Source organism: Streptomyces sp. Edi2 (assembly GCF_040253635.1).
Lineage (GTDB): Bacteria > Actinomycetota > Actinomycetes > Streptomycetales > Streptomycetaceae > Streptomyces.
On sequence record NZ_JBEJGX010000001.1, the window covers coordinates 247,378 to 262,596 of the forward strand.

Consider the following 15,219-nt stretch of genomic DNA (forward strand, 5'->3'; position numbering starts at 1 on the left):
GGGCCGTGGACCCGGCCGCCGGGTGGACCCGGCGGCCGGGAGCGGTCAGGCCGCCAGCGCGAGCAGCTCGTAGGCTCGCTGCTTGGCCTTGTTGCTGTCGCTGGAGGAGGTCACGGCGCGCACCGCACGCATCTCGGCGGCGCGGACCGGGTTCTTTCCGGCGGGGGCGACGTGGTCCAGGTAGCGGGTGACTGCGTTGTACGCGCCCCAGCGGGTGCCCTGGATCGCGGTCTGGGTGGGGTCGTTGAGGTAGATGTTGCGCAGGGAGTTGAGCCGCTTCCGGTGGTTATCGATCTTGCGCTTACCGGGGTTCGGCTCGTCCATGGGCCAGATCTGCTCGCAGACCTTCTCGAACTCACCAAGGGTCATCGACTCATTGATCAGCTTCTCGGCCTCGCGCTCGAAGGACTCGACGTAGGCGAACATGATGTCCAGGGCCTTGCGGGCCTCGGCGATCTTGCCCTTGGCGCTCTTGGTGTGGCGGATGGAGTAGGACGCCTGGGCGTCGCGCTCCGCCATGGCCTGCGTGTTCGCGCAGACGACACGGGTCGGGGTCGCCAGGACACGGAAGGCGCTCTTGCCGTCGTGGCTGTTGAGACCGGCGATGTAGAGGTCGTGGCGGTCGAACCCCCCGATCTGCACGCCCATCGGCAGCTTCATCGTCACGAAGACGTTCTTCCCGCCGTGCAGCGAACCAGCCGTCTCGAAGTGCGCGCCGGACTCGTCCACGAGAAGGTTGAGCATTTCGCAGTGCTCCTCGTTCTGCACCGGCTCATAGACGCTGCCTACGCTGCCGAGGTACTCGGTCCCGCCGGTCTTGGGATTGGTGCGCACAGTGGCGAACTGGCCCGGCATCTCGACCCGAGTGGTGCCGTCTGCGGTGATCTCGGTGGCGCTCACGTCGCCGAGCTTGCGGACGTTCCAACCGGCCAGGTAGCTCAGGGACAGAGCCTCCTCGGCGGTCAGTGCGTCGCGGGTGACGGTACCCAGGCGGTGCCAGGCGTCGATTCCGTTGGCGGATACGAAGGAAGTGGTGCCATCTGCGTGAACCTCAAGAGCGTGCGGCAAGAGCGACTCCTCAGTGTGCTTTGTGGGGCGCTCCTCGCGCCCTCTGACACTTAAGATATTACTCTGGAGCGTGCGTGAAGTCAAATGTTAAGCGTCAATACTGCGTCGGTGTGCCTCGCGCGCCCACTGCACGCCCGGGTGCTCGAGATGGGATGCAGTTCTGCCCGGACTCCGGCCGGGCCGGAGCCGAGCCCTGCAGATGCCCAAGTCCTCGGGAATCCGCAGGAGCCCCCAGATACGCCTGGGTGCCCGGCGACGTGTCCGCGAGCCGGAGTGGCGATTCTCTGTTGGTTGGCCGCTGCCCCGACGAGGCGTTCAGGCAGCGCACTGCTCACGGAGCCGCAGCTCACGCAGCGGCAACGGGCGGCTCGTTCCCCCACGGCGGTCACGCAGGATCGCGACATCGCCGAGGAGCTCGCGCAACTCCTCCTCCTTCGCTTCGGCGTGGGCGTAGCGCTCGGGAAGGGTGGCCAGGAGGTGCTTCCACTGTCGATGGCCGGCGCGCACGCAGGAGCCGAAACAGTTGTTGTGGGAGAACCCCAGTTCGTACAGGCGTGGCGGCCGGAGGCCCAGGGCACGGACTTCCTCCAGGAGCTCGTCCTTGGTGGCGTCCGGACCGTCAGCGAGAGGGAACTCGGTGCGCCAGGGCAGCCAGTTGCGGACGATGGCGGCAATTCGACGCCGGTCACGGTCGTTGGGCTCGATCCCCACGTAGGCGATGGTGTCCCCGGGCGGGGCATGCTCGTCCATCCACTCTCGGCACGGCTTCTGCTTGAGCCAGTAAGTGCACGGAGCGAGCCGGTCATTGCCCAGGAAACGCTGGTCGGCGAATACTTCCCAGGGCGTGCGGCCGTCCCGGACAACCGTGAGCTCCAGCCCCAGTAAGTCGGCAACGTCCTTCGAGAACCGCCACAAGTCCGGGTCTTCGACCCGGGTGTCGGCGATCAGCAGGGTGACCTGCTCCCCCGGGTACCGCTCGGCGACGCGTACGGCGGTCAGGGCGGATCCGGCCCCGCCGCTAAATTGGATTACGTGATGCGGCAAAAGGGCCCTTTCAGATGAGGGGATGATGGCGCGGAGCTGTCAGGCGGCGCTCTGGTCGGAGTTCTCCGGCCGGGCGTGCGGCGGGGGAGAGCAGATGCCCAGGTCCTCGAGCATCCGAAGAGTCCGCAGCTGTGCCACGGTGCTGGCGGCTTTGTCTGCCAACCGGTCGCGGAGCTCCTCGAGCTCGGCGCGAGCTTTGAGGGCTTGCGTGTGCAGGTCGCCCTGACTGAGCACGTTGCCGCAAGCGACAGTGGCGTTCGGTCCCAGGTCCCAGATCAGGAAGTTCACGGCTGCGCCTGCAGCCGCGATGGGGTCGAGGTCCTGCAAATGCCAGGTCCACCGACGAGGGTCGACGCTGCAGGTACGCAGGTGCTGGGCCGCAGCGCGGAACATGCCGCCGGTGCCGCCGGCGCACTCGTACAGCGAGCTCACCGCGGGCGGGTGGGCACCCATCGAGAGCCGGCTCATGGCGTCGGCGACATCGGAGGTCGTGTGGAACTCGCCGAGCCAGGAACGGTCGCCGCGGTGACGCAGGGCGGTGATCGTCCAGGACATTAGGTCGGTGTCGGAGCGTAGAGCTGGGTCGCGGTCGCCGGTGTGGTGAAGGATCCCGTGTTTCAAGGCGGTCAGGGCAACGGCCTTGATCGCGTAGAGGGTGTCGGGGGAGTGCTCGTCCTCGGCCCAGCGCAGAATCGGGGCGGCGGTACTGATCAGGTCGGGACGCTGCACCCAGTGCACGGAGGCGACTTCGCCGACCGTGTCTGGCCACTTCTCCGCGGGCTGGTTGGCGATGAAGTCCGCCAGCTGTTGGGCGTGCCAGGCGCCTTCAGTCTTGGTCGGCCACAGCGCGAGGGTCGCGACGATGCCAGCAGGTATGTCCAGGCGTTTGGCCCCGTGGGTGCGGTGCCAGGTGTCGGCGATCGCCTCGCCGAAGGCGGCGTCGGGGGAGCGGCGGGTGGGGAACCGAGGTGTGTGCCGGGCGGGGCCGGCCGGGCTCGACTCGGGGTGGTGGTTCAGGCAGTGCCTCCTTGGTGGCGGGATGGGTCGGCGCAAGGGAGGACAGCCACCGCGGCGCGCATGGCTGCGGCAGCCTCCCGGGCCGTGCGTCCGGGCTGTGCGCTCATTCGTCGATCAGGCGCCGGTGCAGGTCACGGTCCGCGAGGTCATGAGCAGAGCTCGACCGGTCGGCGGGCACGCCTTCGGGCAAGGCGAATTCGCGGTTAAGCGCGTGGTGTCCCCGGGCCGGCGCTGTGGAGGCGGTCAGACCGGGAGGGAGGAGCCTGCCGGTCCGGCTTGCCTCTGGAGCGCCGGCATCCGCGGTCAGCGCCAAGAGAGACAGCACCTCACCGGGGACGAAGCGGACCGTGGACAGCTCACGCCGAGCGGGGGCGACGGAGCGCGGCATGATCCGGCCCTCCACGGGCGGATTGGGGTTCAACAACGCGAGGATCTGGAGCAGCACATCCGCAGGCACGTCGGAGAGCTTGAGCTCCTCGGCCCGTGACCCGTCGCTACTCAGCCGTACTCTGCCGGACGCACGGGCCCGCGGGGAGTCGGGAGTGAGGGGGGTGTGCGCCCACCACGAGGAATAAGTGCGGGCGGCCGATTCAGACTCGTGGGACGCAGCGTGCAACGCCGGCAGCGTGTGCTCCATGCGTCGGTTCAGCACACGGCGCGCATGCTCGTCCTCCCGGGCCTTGCGCTGCTGAGCCAGAGCAACCTCGAGAGTCTTGAGGTAGTCCGGCAGCAGGTACTGCGCGATGCGGCGCGCCATGTGGTCGGCCGACGTGTTGATGCCGACGTTGACGGGGCTCGCGGTGGGGCCGCAGTACCCGCGCGGGTAGACGCCGCTGACGGTCAGCATCCGCCCCGCGTTTCCCTTGCGGTGGCTGCGTTCGTGGCGGAGGCCCAGTTGCAGACCTCGAGAGTGGAAGAGGTCGAGACTCAAGTAGCAGGCCGGGTTTGCCTGGTGGGTCCATCCGCCGCCTTCAACCCCAGCCTCGTTGAGCGCGTCGGCCAGGTGATGGCCGATCCTGTCGGCCTGCCGGCGGCGCTCCTCGTCCTCCAGTTCCCTGCGTCGTCTGATCTCGATGAATGCATCCAAGGGCAGAGGTCCTTTCGTACCCGGTGCTGGGATGACGAAGTCTGGTGCGGGCCGGCTGGCCGTCAGACCTGGAAGGGGAAGACGTAGGTGAAGCAGTCAGAGCCGTTGCCTTCATGCAGGAAGGTGATCCGGTTGCCCTCGATGCGGCACATGCTCGCCTTGGGCCAGGCCGTGTACGTCTCCTCGTGCTCTGCGCCCGGCCGCCTCGCCCGGATACGCGTGGAACTGATGCCAGTCACGGTGCGCGGCCCGGACCGGTCGGGGAAGCGGTAGTTTTCGACCTCGAAGGTCGTGCACTGCGTGGCGCGGCGCTTGAATTCGGCAAGGCTCAATGGAGCGCTCTCCTCCGGGGTGGGTTACGCGGGCAGTGCGCCGCGAGCAGGTTGCAGTCGTGCCAGGTGGCGGCCGGGCGGTCAGATGGCCGCGGCCGGGGCGCGGTGACGGCCAAGGCGCTCCAGGAGCGGAAACTCGCCGGGATGCCGCAGGAAGAGCGGAGGGAGGACGAACGGGCCCTCCCACTCCCGTTCCCGGCGGTTCAGGTACCACTGGGCCTCCTCGAACGCCTGGGTGTAGGCACTTCGCCGGACCTGGCGGCGACGCCACATCCGGCCAAGGCCAGTCCATGCGTCCGCGACGTACCGGTCAGCTATGCGCTGGTAGAGGAACCGGGCGCCGGCCAGGTGCGGGCGGGCTGCGCGGGCAGCGTTCTTCTTGAGTTGGCCGCGCTCGCTGACCGCGTCTACTGCGCGGTCGATGGCCCGTGACACTGCTGCCCACGCGGCGGTTTCGTCGCGCTGGCGCCGAAGTGAAGACCAAGCCGTCGCAGTCGGAGCGGAGTTGGAAAGGGAAGGGGGCATGGCGGTGTCCTCGGTGGGAGGCAGCAGGGAGGGGCGGCGGAGCGCAGACGCCCGCGTTCGGTGCGGTCCGGCACTCGCACTGGAAGTCAGAGACGCGGGGCAATCCCGCGACAATTAAGAATATACACACATGTGCGCGACATGTCAAACTATAAGCGTCGAAAGTGGGGGTGAGTCCTAGGCCGCCCCTCACCCGCGACTCAGAGCCCTTGTGATCCCAGGACGGTCGGATCGAACGGGGCAGCCTGGCCCCGCCGGGGCCAGGCTGGATGGGCTAGCCCTTCGGTACAGGCTTGTGCTTGCGGATCTTCCAGGTGGAGGTGAGCGCCATCTCCTTCTTGCCGCAGCCAGGGCAGTCCACGAAAGCTCGGGAGCGGCGCTTCTGCCGGTCATCCAGCAGATTCCAGCCATCCAGGCCCGAGGCGCCGCAGACTGCCTCCGGTGCGACAGGGGCGGGCTGCGTCCATTCGACGGGGGCCTCAGGGAAGCACATCGAGCACATGACGGCCTCGCTGCTCCCGCTCGCCTGCTCGGCGAATGTGCGGTATCCATCGCGCCACTCCATGCCGGACAGCTTCGGCAGCCATGCGACCGGGGTGTCCCAGCGCAAGGACTTGCAGGAGCGGGAGGCGTGGATGTGGCCGCCGTTGGACAGGCACAGGAACATCCGAGACCAGCCTCCGCGTCGGTCCCATTCGGCGGCCAGGGTCGCGCCTGCCCCTTGGAGGAGAGTTCGCGTCTCGTCCCGCAGGGACTCGATGGCGTCGAGTGCGCCGACGAGTCCCGCGGCGTATGCGCCACTGGCGGCCACGCCGGCCATGAGCTTGGTGCGCATGTCAGGCTCGGTGCCGTCGGTGAGGTGCTGGCGGGCGCGCTGCTCGGCCTCGTCGTGGGTGATCGGCCACACCTGGCGATACCCGCGGCCGTAGGGCTCGGAGACCTTCGACAGGCACAGGGAGCCGTAGAGGCGGTCCCGCGCACGGTCAAGGGCGGTGTCGATGCGGTCGACCTCGGCGGCGACTGCGGCGTTCAGGGCGTCGATCTGCGGCTCGGTCATCACGGCCAGCGTCTGGGCGGTGGCGGCCTGGGCATCGGCGAGGGTGGCGGTCATCGAAGTCCTTCGACAGGAGGTGGGGCAGTGCCCGTCTGACAATTTAGATATTACTCATATATGCGCGCAGAGGCAAATCTAAGTTGTCGATACTCGTCTTTAATGGGTCGGCACAGGGCCCAACCATCGGTGCACATGGCCGCCAAGCGGTGAGACTGCGGTGGCAGTGGGCATCAGGCAGTTCGTTCGGGTCTGCGGCGGTTGCTCTGCGCCGGGGAGTTAACCGGCAGGAGGCGGTTTGCGACCCGTCGGTCGGCGAGGCGGCTACTGCAGGGCGCGATTGAAGTAGGCGTCGACGTCGGGCCCGGTGCAGCCGGGCGTGCACGGCGACGGCGACAGACCGGCGAGGAGTTCGCGGACTGCGTTGGTACCTTCGGCCGCGATCTGGATGGTGTCCCGGTGCGAGGGGTAGCTGAGGGCCGCGCGCAGCACCTTTCCTGACCGGGCCCCGACGATGACGTGCCCTTTGACGCCGTGCGGTCCGGGCGCGGCCAGGTGGAGCAGATGCTTGACCTTGCCGGTCTTCCAGGTCAGATGCAGATCCTTGGCGTGGGCCAGGAGGACGATGCCACGCGTGTACGCGGTGAGGCCGTACGGGACGACGGGCACCGGCCTGTGGCCGGTGCGTATCTTGACGACGCTGCGGGTCAGCGTGATGGTCAGTGTGTTGTGGCCGGCCCGCTGCGCGCGGAGCAGGTCGGAGTGCAGGCACGCGCGGGTGGCCGGGTCGTGCAGCGGGATCGCGTCGATCACGCGGGAGTCGCCGCCGAAGAGGTCGCTGGCGTCGCCGCCGTCGGGGCCGTAGCCCTCGGCGTACGCGTCGCGCGGGGCCTTCTTGTGGGTGGAGTTGCCGGTCAGGTAAGTGCCGCTGCCGTCCCTGACCCACCACAGGGAGGCGTAGACGGGCTCTGCGCTCTTGGACTGGTCGTAGGTAGGGCGCAGTGTCTTGCGCGGGGAGAACATCGCGTGCGTGGCGACGTCGATGACCTCGTTCAGGGCAAACTTCAGTGTGATCACGGTCGGTTCCTTCGTGTTCGGTCTGGCTCGGTCGCGCTCCGGGCCCACGGGCCTCCGGGCCGGACGGTCGGGGCAGGAATCGCGAGATGGTCAGCCGTCGGCGTTGTGGAGGCCGCGCACGGCCTCCACAACGCCGACGGCGAGGACGTCCAGGCCGTCGGCAGTTCCTTCGAGCGCCGCGGAGCGTCCAGCCGTAGGCCGTCTCATGTCCCCGGCAGGCTGAGCGGCTGCAGGCCGGTGTGCCAGGCCCACTTCGCCTCGAAGACGTCCTTCTGCTTGTCGACGACGTACGCCGGCGCGGTCACCAGGAACTCCTCCGTCACCGGTAGGGTCTTTCCGCGTTCGCGCTTCCACGCGCGCACCGATCCGAACTGCTCCTCGACCTCCAGGCGCGCACCGATCCGCGCACCCACCCGTTCCACGGTTCGGGCAAGGTCGGCAGGCCGGTCGGTGCGCAGCCGGCGTACCGACCGCAGCCACTCACCTGGCTTGGCGGGGTCCTTGGTGCTCGGCGGCAGAAGGCGGCGCAGGTGGTAGACGGCCCAAGGGCACGAGGCCAGTTCCTGGGCGAAGGCGTCCAGCACCGGGCGGTCGCTTTCGCGTGCGGCATCGAACTGCTCAAGCAGAGAACGGCGCCCGAAGAGCTGGGCGTTGGGGTTCAGGCGCATCGCTGTGTACTCCAGGCGCAGCACCCGTCCGGCGATCTCGGGGAAGGCTCGCATCCGGTCCAGGTGCGCGGCCATCGCGCCCATCGAGACCGGGTAGCAGCAGAACGTGCAGTAGCTCTTCTTCCAGCGCACTCCGAGGCGTTCGAGGAGGAAGTCCTCGCACCGCTGCCGCCCCCAGCCCAAGTCAATGAGCGGGTACACGCCCGTACGCAGCGGGTTCTTGTTGGCCAGGCGGTCGCGTTCGCGGCGGCCGGTCTCGTCAGCGTTGAAGCCGATCATCTGGCGGAACGGGCGGCCGCCAGTGGCCAGCTTCAGCCACCGGTCACCGACGTCGCCCTTCGCGCGGATACTGCATTTGCGAATGCCTCCCTGCTGAGGCACGGTGCCGTTGGACTCCATCTCGTCCCACAGAGACCACCGGCCGCGGCGGATGAGACGCTCAGGGCTACGGGAGTCGTCCAGGACATCGATCCCGGCCTGTGCCGCCTGGCCACCGCGGGCCAGCTGCACCAGCCGGACGCCCCGGGCCTTCAGAAGGGGAAGGATGAAGTGCTCGGCGTCGGCGTCCGAGTCCGGCCACTCGTCGCCGGTCGCCATCGTGATGACGCACGCCCGTTCGAGATCGACGCTGTGGCGGGCGGGGTCGTCGAGCATGGCCACCAGGTAGGCGGTGGAGTCGACGCCGCGGCCCCAGTTGATCACGTACTCCACCGGTGCCTGAGTGCTGGCCGGGGTGTCGAACAGGGCTGGGGTCGGAGTGAGTAGTGCGGTAATTGGCAGCTCCATACGGAAGATGGGGAACCGGGCGATGGCCCGCCCGGACGGGGCAGGGCCGTCTCACGGTCCCGCGTTCGGTGTGAGGGCCAGCGCTGGTCAGCTGGCGGTGAAGGTGGCGCACTCCATGAAGCGGTGCTCCGCGTGGGGCCAGTTGCACAGCCGGCAGTAGATGTGTGCTTCAGCCTGCTGGTCCCGGCAGCCGGTGTCCCCGCACGTGGCGCATTCAGTCGAAGGCGGCTCCTGCGCGCCCGGCCCGCTCGGGCCCGAGCAGCGCTCCTCGGCCGCCGAGGCGACTGGCCGCTCCGGAGCCATGACGAGCTCGAGCAGCTCGCAGGCACCTGCCAGCAAATGGTGAGCGCGTCGGATGCGCTCGTCCCTCAGCCGAATGCGTTCCAAGGCGTCCTGCTCGGGGGCGTCGATCGGGATGGTGTGGGCGTGCAGGTCGCAAAACTTCGTCAGCTGCTCGATGGTGAAGGAGCCGCCGTTGTTGCAGCCCGCGAAGATGCGGCCGGTCATCGTCTGGAGGTTCACCGATACCTCGACGTCGGAAGATGCCAGGTACGGCAGGACGTCGTGGTGAACGTGCTCGGCGAGACCGTCAGCACTGATGGCCCACACGGTCAGCGGGGCCGGCGGCTGGCTGCCGTCGCAACCACCGTGACGGCCGACGCGCTCGTAGGTGACACGGAACTGGGTCTGGGTGGTACCCGGTTTGGCGGCCATCTCGTCGAAAGACGGAGTGATAACGGCCTGCTCGGGGGAGCGCAACTCATGGCGACCGGCCTGCCAGTCCGGAGCCGTGGCCATGTTGATGCGCCGCTCGGCCTCGGCGTATGCATCGATGATGCTGGCGAGTTCGGCACGAGTCAGGCTCATTGGGCATCGTCCTTGCGTGTGTAGAAGCGGCGGCCAGGCGTCTCGTGGCGGTCGAGGAGCCCGGTTTCGTGGTGGTGGGCGAGCACGCGGCGGGCGGCACTGTCGTACGGCCCGGGTAGCCCGGCGGCGCGGAGGACGCGCATGGTGCGCTTCTTCGTCCACGGGCCGTCCTGCCGACGGATTGCTGCCGCGACGATCTGGCGGCGCTCGTTCTCTATCGGGTCAGTCACTGGTCGCTCCCGTCGCTCAGGCCGAGGGTGGCGAGGAGCGTGCGGAGGCCGTCGGCGTCGGTGGCGCGGCTGGCCACGTACCGGCGCGCGGCCTCGTTCTCCTCGGGGGTGTTGGCACGGAGCGGGATGGTGTGGCCGCGCGGCTCAGGCTCCGGCCGGCCGATCCCGCGGGTTGCGGCGGATCACCGGCCCTCACCGTCCTCGACCCACGAGCGGGTGGACGCCAGCCCCTCGATGAATCCGGCGAGGACCGCGGCGGACGTCTCTGAGCGTGTGGTCAGCAGCAGCCAGTCGGCCTCGATGTCGCCTCCCTGCTGAGCCCTGCTGCGGCCGCTGGCGTACGCCAGGAGGTACGCGGTCGGGTCGGCGCCCGCCTCGGCTCGTGCGGCAGCCGCGTCGAACGCGGTGTCAGGGCGCAGCCTCATGCGACACCTCGCAGCGTCTCAGAAGGGTGCGAGCCGTCGGCGGTCGGGGAGTGCTGCGGGCAGCACTGTGGCGAGCGGCCGGACAGGCAGATCTCCTCGGTCAGCCGCATCTGTTCGGAGGCTTTCTCGTCCCACTCCACGCGGCGTTCTTCGCGCAGCCGGTCCAGGTTGCGGGTGACCGGAATGAACGGCGACCCGGGGTGTCCCGGCCAGCGATTTCCACTCACCGGGTCGAAGTTCATGTTTCGGTACTTGATCCAGAACTCGTGGTGGAGCCGGCACATTTCCCGCGGCGGACGGACGGAATACCGCTGGTCGGGCGGGAAAAGATTGTTGGTCCCCATGTGGCGCATGCGGCGCCATCGGACTCCTTCCCAGCGGTGCCACTGCGCCTTGATGTCGTCCGGCACCGCGACATCCAGGAAGGTGTCGGGAGGTCCCGGGCTCATGAAGGGGTCGGGAGCGGATTGGGTTTTGGTATGTGTGGTCATGGGCCTCTCTGGGCGGTTGAGAGTTGGGCGGATCCTGCCGCTTGGGGCATGGGCGGGTGTGACGCCCCCGGACGCGCTGGCGGCAGGCAGGGTGGGTGTGGGCGGGGGCGTCGGGCACCGGTCCTGCAGAGTGCGAGGTGTTCGCTGGAGGGCGGGGGATCACCCTGCGTCCTCGTTGCGGTGAATTTGTCGCTGTCTTCGTCCGCTGCACCGACGGTGTTCAAGCCGAGCCAGGTGCTGCTCACACCGCTGTTCTTCTATGCGGCGAGTGGGCACGTTGGCGTCGGCGAGGTCGGCTGGCAGCCCGTCGGAGTAGCGGGCGGGCGGCTGTGGATCGGATGGTTTCGAGGTCGTACGCGAGGGGCCGGCCCCGGGCCACCAGCAGGCAGGTGGTAGCCGTCAGCCCTCATTGGCGGCAATAGCCGAGCCCCGTTGTAGAGCACCGGCGTGTTCCGGGGCACTCTCACTGCGCCGCGGAGCTGCCAGCGCGGTGAGACCGATCTCGCCGTACGCCTCCGGATGGTGGGCTGCATGCCGGAATCGCTGGCGCACCAGCTCCGGCATGGGGAGGTGTATTGATGTCACGTGGTGAGCCCCCAGGCTGGAGGCGTCCAGGAGCGCATCGAAGCCATCGTCATCGGTGATCGTGAAGTTGTCCATGGCGCTCCATTACTTCGCACACTCATCGTGCGGCTCGGCCTCTCAGGGGGCGGTCAGCGGTCCCAGGCGGCACCAAGGGCGAGCAGGGTGCGGCGGTATTCGATGCGTTCGCTCCAGGCCACCGGCCATGCGCCAACGCCGTGGTGAGCGCCAGCGAAGGCGCCGGTGAGGCATGCGATGGAGTCGGAGTCGCCGGACGAACAGGCGGCCCTGCGCAGCGCGGTGAGTGGCTCGTCGGGGAAGAGGAGGAAACACAGCAGGCCGGTGGCCAGGGCCTCCTCGGCGATCCAGCCCCCTCCCGTGGCAAGGCAGGGATCGGCTTCAGGCGATGGGGCGGCAAGTGCCGCATCTAGGCGGTCGAGGGCAGCCAGGACCTCGTCCCAGCCGCGGGCGATGAAGGCACCGGGTGTGCGCCCGGGGCCGCGTTTCCACAGAGCGCCGAGCCACCGCTCGTGGTACCGCATGCGGTTGGCGTGCGCGTACTGCCGCAGCAGATGTGGCAGCACGGTTGGATTGGCACCGTTCGCCAGCAGGCGGACAACGTGCGCGGTCAGGTCGGACGCGGCCAGCGCAGTGGGGTGGCCATGGGTCAGCGCGGCCTGGAGCTGAGCGGCGCCGGCCTGTTCCTCCTCGTCCAGGAAGGGGACGAGACCGACAGGGGCGACGCGCATGTTGGCGCCGCAGCCCTTGGAGTCGGCCTGGGTCGCGGCGAGCCATGGTGTCCCCGACTTCAGCAGGGAGCAGGCCCGCAGACAGGTGCTGCCGGGCGCGCGGTTGTTGTCCGGGGCGTCGTACCACCGCACGAACTCCTCGATGATGGCGCGCTGCAGCCGTATCGGGCTGATGTGGCCGTCGGAGCCGGCAGTGTGCAGGGCGCGGCCGACGGCGATGGTCATCTGGGTGTCGTCGGTGACTATCGCCGGTGTGGGAAGCTCCATCTGCCGCCAGGGGCCGGCGGCCTCCTGGATTGAGGGGATGTCGGCGAACTCGGTGGGGTGGCCCATCGCGTCACCGAGCGCGAGCCCTATCAAAGCCCCGGTCGCTGCGTTCTTGGGGTGGATCTGCGCTGATGTCTTGGTTGTGGGCATGCACTCCTCCGTTCTATTGCCGGTGGTCTCCTGGTCTCCTGATCGGGCCCTGGCCCGCTCGCAGGGGGCGGGCGGGCCGAGGCGGGCTGGGACTAGGGTCAGTTCCCGCTCTGAGCGACCGGGCCGGGAGCCTGGGAGGGCCGGATGGCGCGCCAGATGTGCAGTGAGGGGTCGCGGTTGTCCAGGCGGAGGAACAGCCCCGACCGGACGGCCGTGTCGCAGCCCGCTACCGCGTGGGCGAAGGCACGACGGTCGCCAGCCAGGTGGGCATGCTCGTCAAAGGCCGTGTTGATCGCCTGAGAGAGCAGGGAGTACCGGCGCTCCAGGGTGTCGACCACCTTGCGCACCCATGCGTACGACTCGTCCGGCAGAGTGGACAGCAGCACTTCCAGCGGCTCAATGTCCCCGCTCGCCAGCCGGGTCACCTCCGAGACAGGGCACCCCAGAACCTTGGCTACGTCCTTCGCGGGGTGCGTGTTGAGCCTCTTCAGGCCGCAGTACCGCCAGATGTCCACCTCGTTGGCGTCGGTGGCGATCTTGTGCAGGTGTACGTAGTCGGCGAGCTTGGCCTTGGCCCGGACTCCCGAGTCGAACCGCAGGACGTACCCCTCAGCTGTGAGACCGGACGATCCGTCGGGGTGGACATTTGCCTCGGCGCGGGCCATGAGCTCGCTCAGGTCCATCGATGGCCAGGTGCGCACGACGGATCCGATGCCGTCCCAGTGAGCAGCGGCCTCCTCCAGGTCAAGCTCGACGCCGTCTGCTCCGTATGCGCCGAGGAGGACGAGGTCCTCGCGGTCTCCGTAGTCCACGACGATCCGGTTGCCGGAGTAGATGATCTCCGCCAGGTACGTGGTGCCGGGCTGCAGACGGGAGGTGTCCGAGGCATCGAGCCACCCCCGGGCCCGGTTGGCCTGCGTCGAGTGGAAGGAACCCTTGGTCGCGGCGTGCCAGCGGCCGTTGAAGTGGAAGATGATGCACAGGCTTCCGTCGACCTTGTCGTAGATGCGGAACGGCTCCTTGGGCAGCGGCTGTGCGTAGGCCCGGCCGTTCTCGTGCTCGGCGACGTTGAAGAACTTCTCGAACGGCATGGCGACAACTGTGCTCGTCCGCTCGTCCACAACGAGGCCGCGGCACCGTGTGGTCACGGCGTTCCACGCACCTGCGTACTGGCACGACTGGGTGTAGTTGAAGATCGACAGCGGAAGGTGCCGGTGCTGCTTGCGCACCACATGGCCGTCTGTGATCGCCTTGGCCAGGTCGTCCGGTGAGAAGAGAGTGGCGAGAGGGATCACGGTGGCCTCCAGGCGTGCAGGGACTGACCCGCGGTGAAGCCGCGGCGAAGAAGAAGGTGGTGCCGCCGCCCCGCGCACGCCGGGTTGGGGGACTGCGTGCGTCAGGGCGGCGGGTCATCGACCGGGACAACCGGTCGGGTTTGCCGTGCCCATGGGATAGGGCCGGCGAAGGAAGGGATCCCCTTCCGACGCTTAAGATATTACAGCAGGAGTGCGCGCCACGCAAATCTTAAGCGTCAACGGAACGGTGAGGCAGGGGGGCGAGGGCATTGCGAGGCCCGGCCAGGCTCAGACATGCCAGCGCCGCACCAATGACAGCCACTACGGCCGGCGCCAACGGCCCACGGTCACCGATGAGTCCGGCCAGACCAGTTCCCGCAGCCTGGCCCAGGCCCAGACAAGCGATGAGCCAAGCGGATGCCTCACCAAGCGTCCCATCCGGCGCGAGATGCTCAAGGCTCGCGAAGCACACAACCAACAGCGGTGCCAGAAACAACCCCGGAAGGAATGCCGCAGCTACCGCAGGGACGGGCCCGGTAACCGCAAGGAAGGGAAGCAACCCCACAAACAGACCGACCGCAGCCCCCAGGAGCTGCTCGAAAAGGGAAGCCGACCAGATGCGGCGCCCGTACACGAGCCCACCACTGAGACTGCCGACGGCAAGAGCGGCCGGTATGAGGGTGGTCAGAGCTGGCGCCTGGTGGAGCTCGGCCAGCGACAGGGCAACGACGTTGAGTGCCCCGAGAGCCACCCCGGCTCCCAGCAACGCCACTGCGAGGACGCGGGGCCCAGGGGCACGCAGCGGCCCGAGCCAGTCGGCACGCACCGTCGGCACCGGCCGCAGCCGACGCGAGGGCGGCGCCGCGGCGAAAAGCAAGGTGCCGAAGAGACCGAACAAGGCGGTAGCTGCCAGCACCACCGATGGCCCGACGGTTGAGCACAGGACAAGCACGAGCAACGGGCCCGCGATGAACACGACTTCCTGAGCACAGGCATCCAATGCGAATGCAGCCCGTTGCTGAGCGGGGCTGCGTGCGACAACGGGCCACAGCACCCGCATCCCAGCTTCGAGTGGTGGCGTCGCCAACCCTGCCGCTGCGGTACACGCGGCCCCCACGACAGGCTGACCGGCAGGATCCTGCAGCGCGAGCGCAGCGAAGGCACCGGTTGAGACGAGTGCAGTCACGGTGAACGTCGGTATGTGCCCGCGGCGGTCCAGGAGGCGGCCCCATAGCGGTTGACCGACGGCGGCGCTCACACCGTAGACGGCGGCAAGAGCACTGGCCAGACGCGTCGATCCGCCGCTGGTGCGGACCACCAGGAGGATGGCCAGCGGTGCCATGGCGACCGGAAGGTGCCCTACGATCGCGCCGGCCAGCAGACGTTTGACGTGGGGGAGTTGCAGGACACTGCGGTAGGTGACGGGTCTGCGGACGTCGGCGCGCGGCGCGGGTGCGGTGCGGGTGGTCATGACGGGCCGGTTCCTGTGGGTGTGGAGTGAAGACGAA

At 68.5% G+C, this 15,219-nt stretch carries 17 protein-coding genes; all 17 read right to left on the reverse strand.

What is annotated here, in order from left to right; all coding sequences use genetic code 11:
* Positions 1–45 precede the first annotated feature (45 nt).
* The 17 genes from ABR737_RS01310 to ABR737_RS01390 all read right to left on the reverse strand — a co-directional run bounded on the left by ABR737_RS01310 (position 46) and on the right by ABR737_RS01390 (position 15,182).
* On the reverse strand, positions 46–1,068 hold the full coding sequence (locus ABR737_RS01310; protein WP_350248296.1) for a DUF932 domain-containing protein: 1,023 nt from the start codon (positions 1,066–1,068) through the stop codon (positions 46–48).
* Between the two features lie 315 nt (positions 1,069–1,383).
* Positions 1,384–2,112: a hypothetical protein gene (locus ABR737_RS01315; RefSeq protein ID WP_350248297.1), complete on the reverse strand. Its 729-nt coding sequence runs from the start codon at positions 2,110–2,112 to the stop codon at positions 1,384–1,386.
* Between the two features lie 39 nt (positions 2,113–2,151).
* Positions 2,152–3,165: a DNA methyltransferase family protein gene (locus tag ABR737_RS01320; RefSeq protein WP_350248298.1), complete on the reverse strand. Its 1,014-nt coding sequence runs from the start codon at positions 3,163–3,165 to the stop codon at positions 2,152–2,154.
* Between the two features lie 67 nt (positions 3,166–3,232).
* The gene (locus tag ABR737_RS01325; protein WP_350248299.1) at positions 3,233–4,216 is read right to left on the reverse strand and encodes a hypothetical protein; all 984 of its coding nucleotides are present in this window, start codon (positions 4,214–4,216) and stop codon (positions 3,233–3,235) included.
* A gap of 62 nt (positions 4,217–4,278) precedes the next feature.
* Positions 4,279–4,548: a hypothetical protein gene (locus ABR737_RS01330; RefSeq protein WP_350248300.1), complete on the reverse strand. Its 270-nt coding sequence runs from the start codon at positions 4,546–4,548 to the stop codon at positions 4,279–4,281.
* Between the two features lie 81 nt (positions 4,549–4,629).
* Complete coding sequence (locus ABR737_RS01335) at positions 4,630–4,983, reverse strand: hypothetical protein (protein ID WP_350248301.1); 354 nt, start codon at positions 4,981–4,983, stop codon at positions 4,630–4,632.
* A 364-nt stretch (positions 4,984–5,347) separates the two neighbouring features.
* Positions 5,348–6,184 (reverse strand): hypothetical protein, encoded by an 837-nt coding sequence (locus ABR737_RS01340; RefSeq protein WP_350248302.1) that lies wholly within the window; start codon positions 6,182–6,184, stop codon positions 5,348–5,350.
* Positions 6,185–6,448: 264 nt separating this feature from the next.
* On the reverse strand, positions 6,449–7,201 hold the full coding sequence (locus ABR737_RS01345; protein WP_350248303.1) for a hypothetical protein: 753 nt from the start codon (positions 7,199–7,201) through the stop codon (positions 6,449–6,451).
* Positions 7,202–7,404: 203 nt separating this feature from the next.
* Entirely contained in the window at positions 7,405–8,655 is a 1,251-nt protein-coding gene (locus ABR737_RS01350; protein WP_350248304.1) for a hypothetical protein, read from the reverse strand.
* An 87-nt stretch (positions 8,656–8,742) separates the two neighbouring features.
* Positions 8,743–9,522, reverse strand: a complete 780-nt coding sequence (locus ABR737_RS01355; RefSeq protein WP_350248305.1) for a hypothetical protein — start codon at positions 9,520–9,522, stop codon at positions 8,743–8,745.
* Positions 9,519–9,752: a hypothetical protein gene (locus ABR737_RS01360; protein ID WP_350248306.1), complete on the reverse strand. Its 234-nt coding sequence runs from the start codon at positions 9,750–9,752 to the stop codon at positions 9,519–9,521. The genes ABR737_RS01355 and ABR737_RS01360 overlap by 4 nt, the downstream gene beginning before the upstream one ends.
* Positions 9,753–9,934: 182 nt before the next feature.
* Positions 9,935–10,177: a hypothetical protein gene (locus ABR737_RS01365; RefSeq protein WP_350248307.1), complete on the reverse strand. Its 243-nt coding sequence runs from the start codon at positions 10,175–10,177 to the stop codon at positions 9,935–9,937.
* Positions 10,174–10,626 (reverse strand): hypothetical protein, encoded by a 453-nt coding sequence (locus ABR737_RS01370; protein ID WP_350248308.1) that lies wholly within the window; start codon positions 10,624–10,626, stop codon positions 10,174–10,176. The genes ABR737_RS01365 and ABR737_RS01370 overlap by 4 nt, the downstream gene beginning before the upstream one ends.
* A 441-nt stretch (positions 10,627–11,067) precedes the next feature.
* Complete coding sequence (locus tag ABR737_RS01375) at positions 11,068–11,328, reverse strand: hypothetical protein (RefSeq protein WP_350248309.1); 261 nt, start codon at positions 11,326–11,328, stop codon at positions 11,068–11,070.
* Between the two features lie 53 nt (positions 11,329–11,381).
* Positions 11,382–12,416 carry an ADP-ribosylglycohydrolase family protein gene (locus ABR737_RS01380; protein ID WP_350248310.1) on the reverse strand — a complete coding sequence of 345 codons (1,035 nt, stop codon included), beginning with the start codon at positions 12,414–12,416 and terminating at the stop codon, positions 11,382–11,384.
* 98 nt (positions 12,417–12,514) lie between these two features.
* The gene (locus ABR737_RS01385; RefSeq protein ID WP_350248311.1) at positions 12,515–13,711 is read right to left on the reverse strand and encodes an RNA ligase; all 1,197 of its coding nucleotides are present in this window, start codon (positions 13,709–13,711) and stop codon (positions 12,515–12,517) included.
* A 229-nt stretch (positions 13,712–13,940) separates the two neighbouring features.
* Complete coding sequence (locus tag ABR737_RS01390; RefSeq protein WP_350248312.1) at positions 13,941–15,182, reverse strand: MFS transporter; 1,242 nt, start codon at positions 15,180–15,182, stop codon at positions 13,941–13,943.
* Positions 15,183–15,219: the final 37 nt, after the last annotated feature.

What these genes read in the sequence shown, in the direction of transcription:
- ABR737_RS01355 (WP_350248305.1), bottom strand. Translation starts at nt 9,522, where the DNA reads ATGAGCCTGACTCGTGCCGAACTCGCCAGCATCATCGATGCATACGCC.
- ABR737_RS01370 (WP_350248308.1), bottom strand. Translation starts at nt 10,626, where the DNA reads ATGAGCCCGGGACCTCCCGACACCTTCCTGGATGTCGCGGTGCCGGAC.
- ABR737_RS01350 (WP_350248304.1), bottom strand. Translation starts at nt 8,655, where the DNA reads ATGGAGCTGCCAATTACCGCACTACTCACTCCGACCCCAGCCCTGTTC.
- ABR737_RS01375 (WP_350248309.1), bottom strand. Translation starts at nt 11,328, where the DNA reads ATGGACAACTTCACGATCACCGATGACGATGGCTTCGATGCGCTCCTG.
- ABR737_RS01365 (WP_350248307.1), bottom strand. Translation starts at nt 10,177, where the DNA reads ATGAGGCTGCGCCCTGACACCGCGTTCGACGCGGCTGCCGCACGAGCC.
- ABR737_RS01340 (WP_350248302.1), bottom strand. Translation starts at nt 6,184, where the DNA reads ATGACCGCCACCCTCGCCGATGCCCAGGCCGCCACCGCCCAGACGCTG.
- ABR737_RS01380 (WP_350248310.1), bottom strand. Translation starts at nt 12,416, where the DNA reads ATGCCCACAACCAAGACATCAGCGCAGATCCACCCCAAGAACGCAGCG.
- ABR737_RS01390 (WP_350248312.1), bottom strand. Translation starts at nt 15,182, where the DNA reads ATGACCACCCGCACCGCACCCGCGCCGCGCGCCGACGTCCGCAGACCC.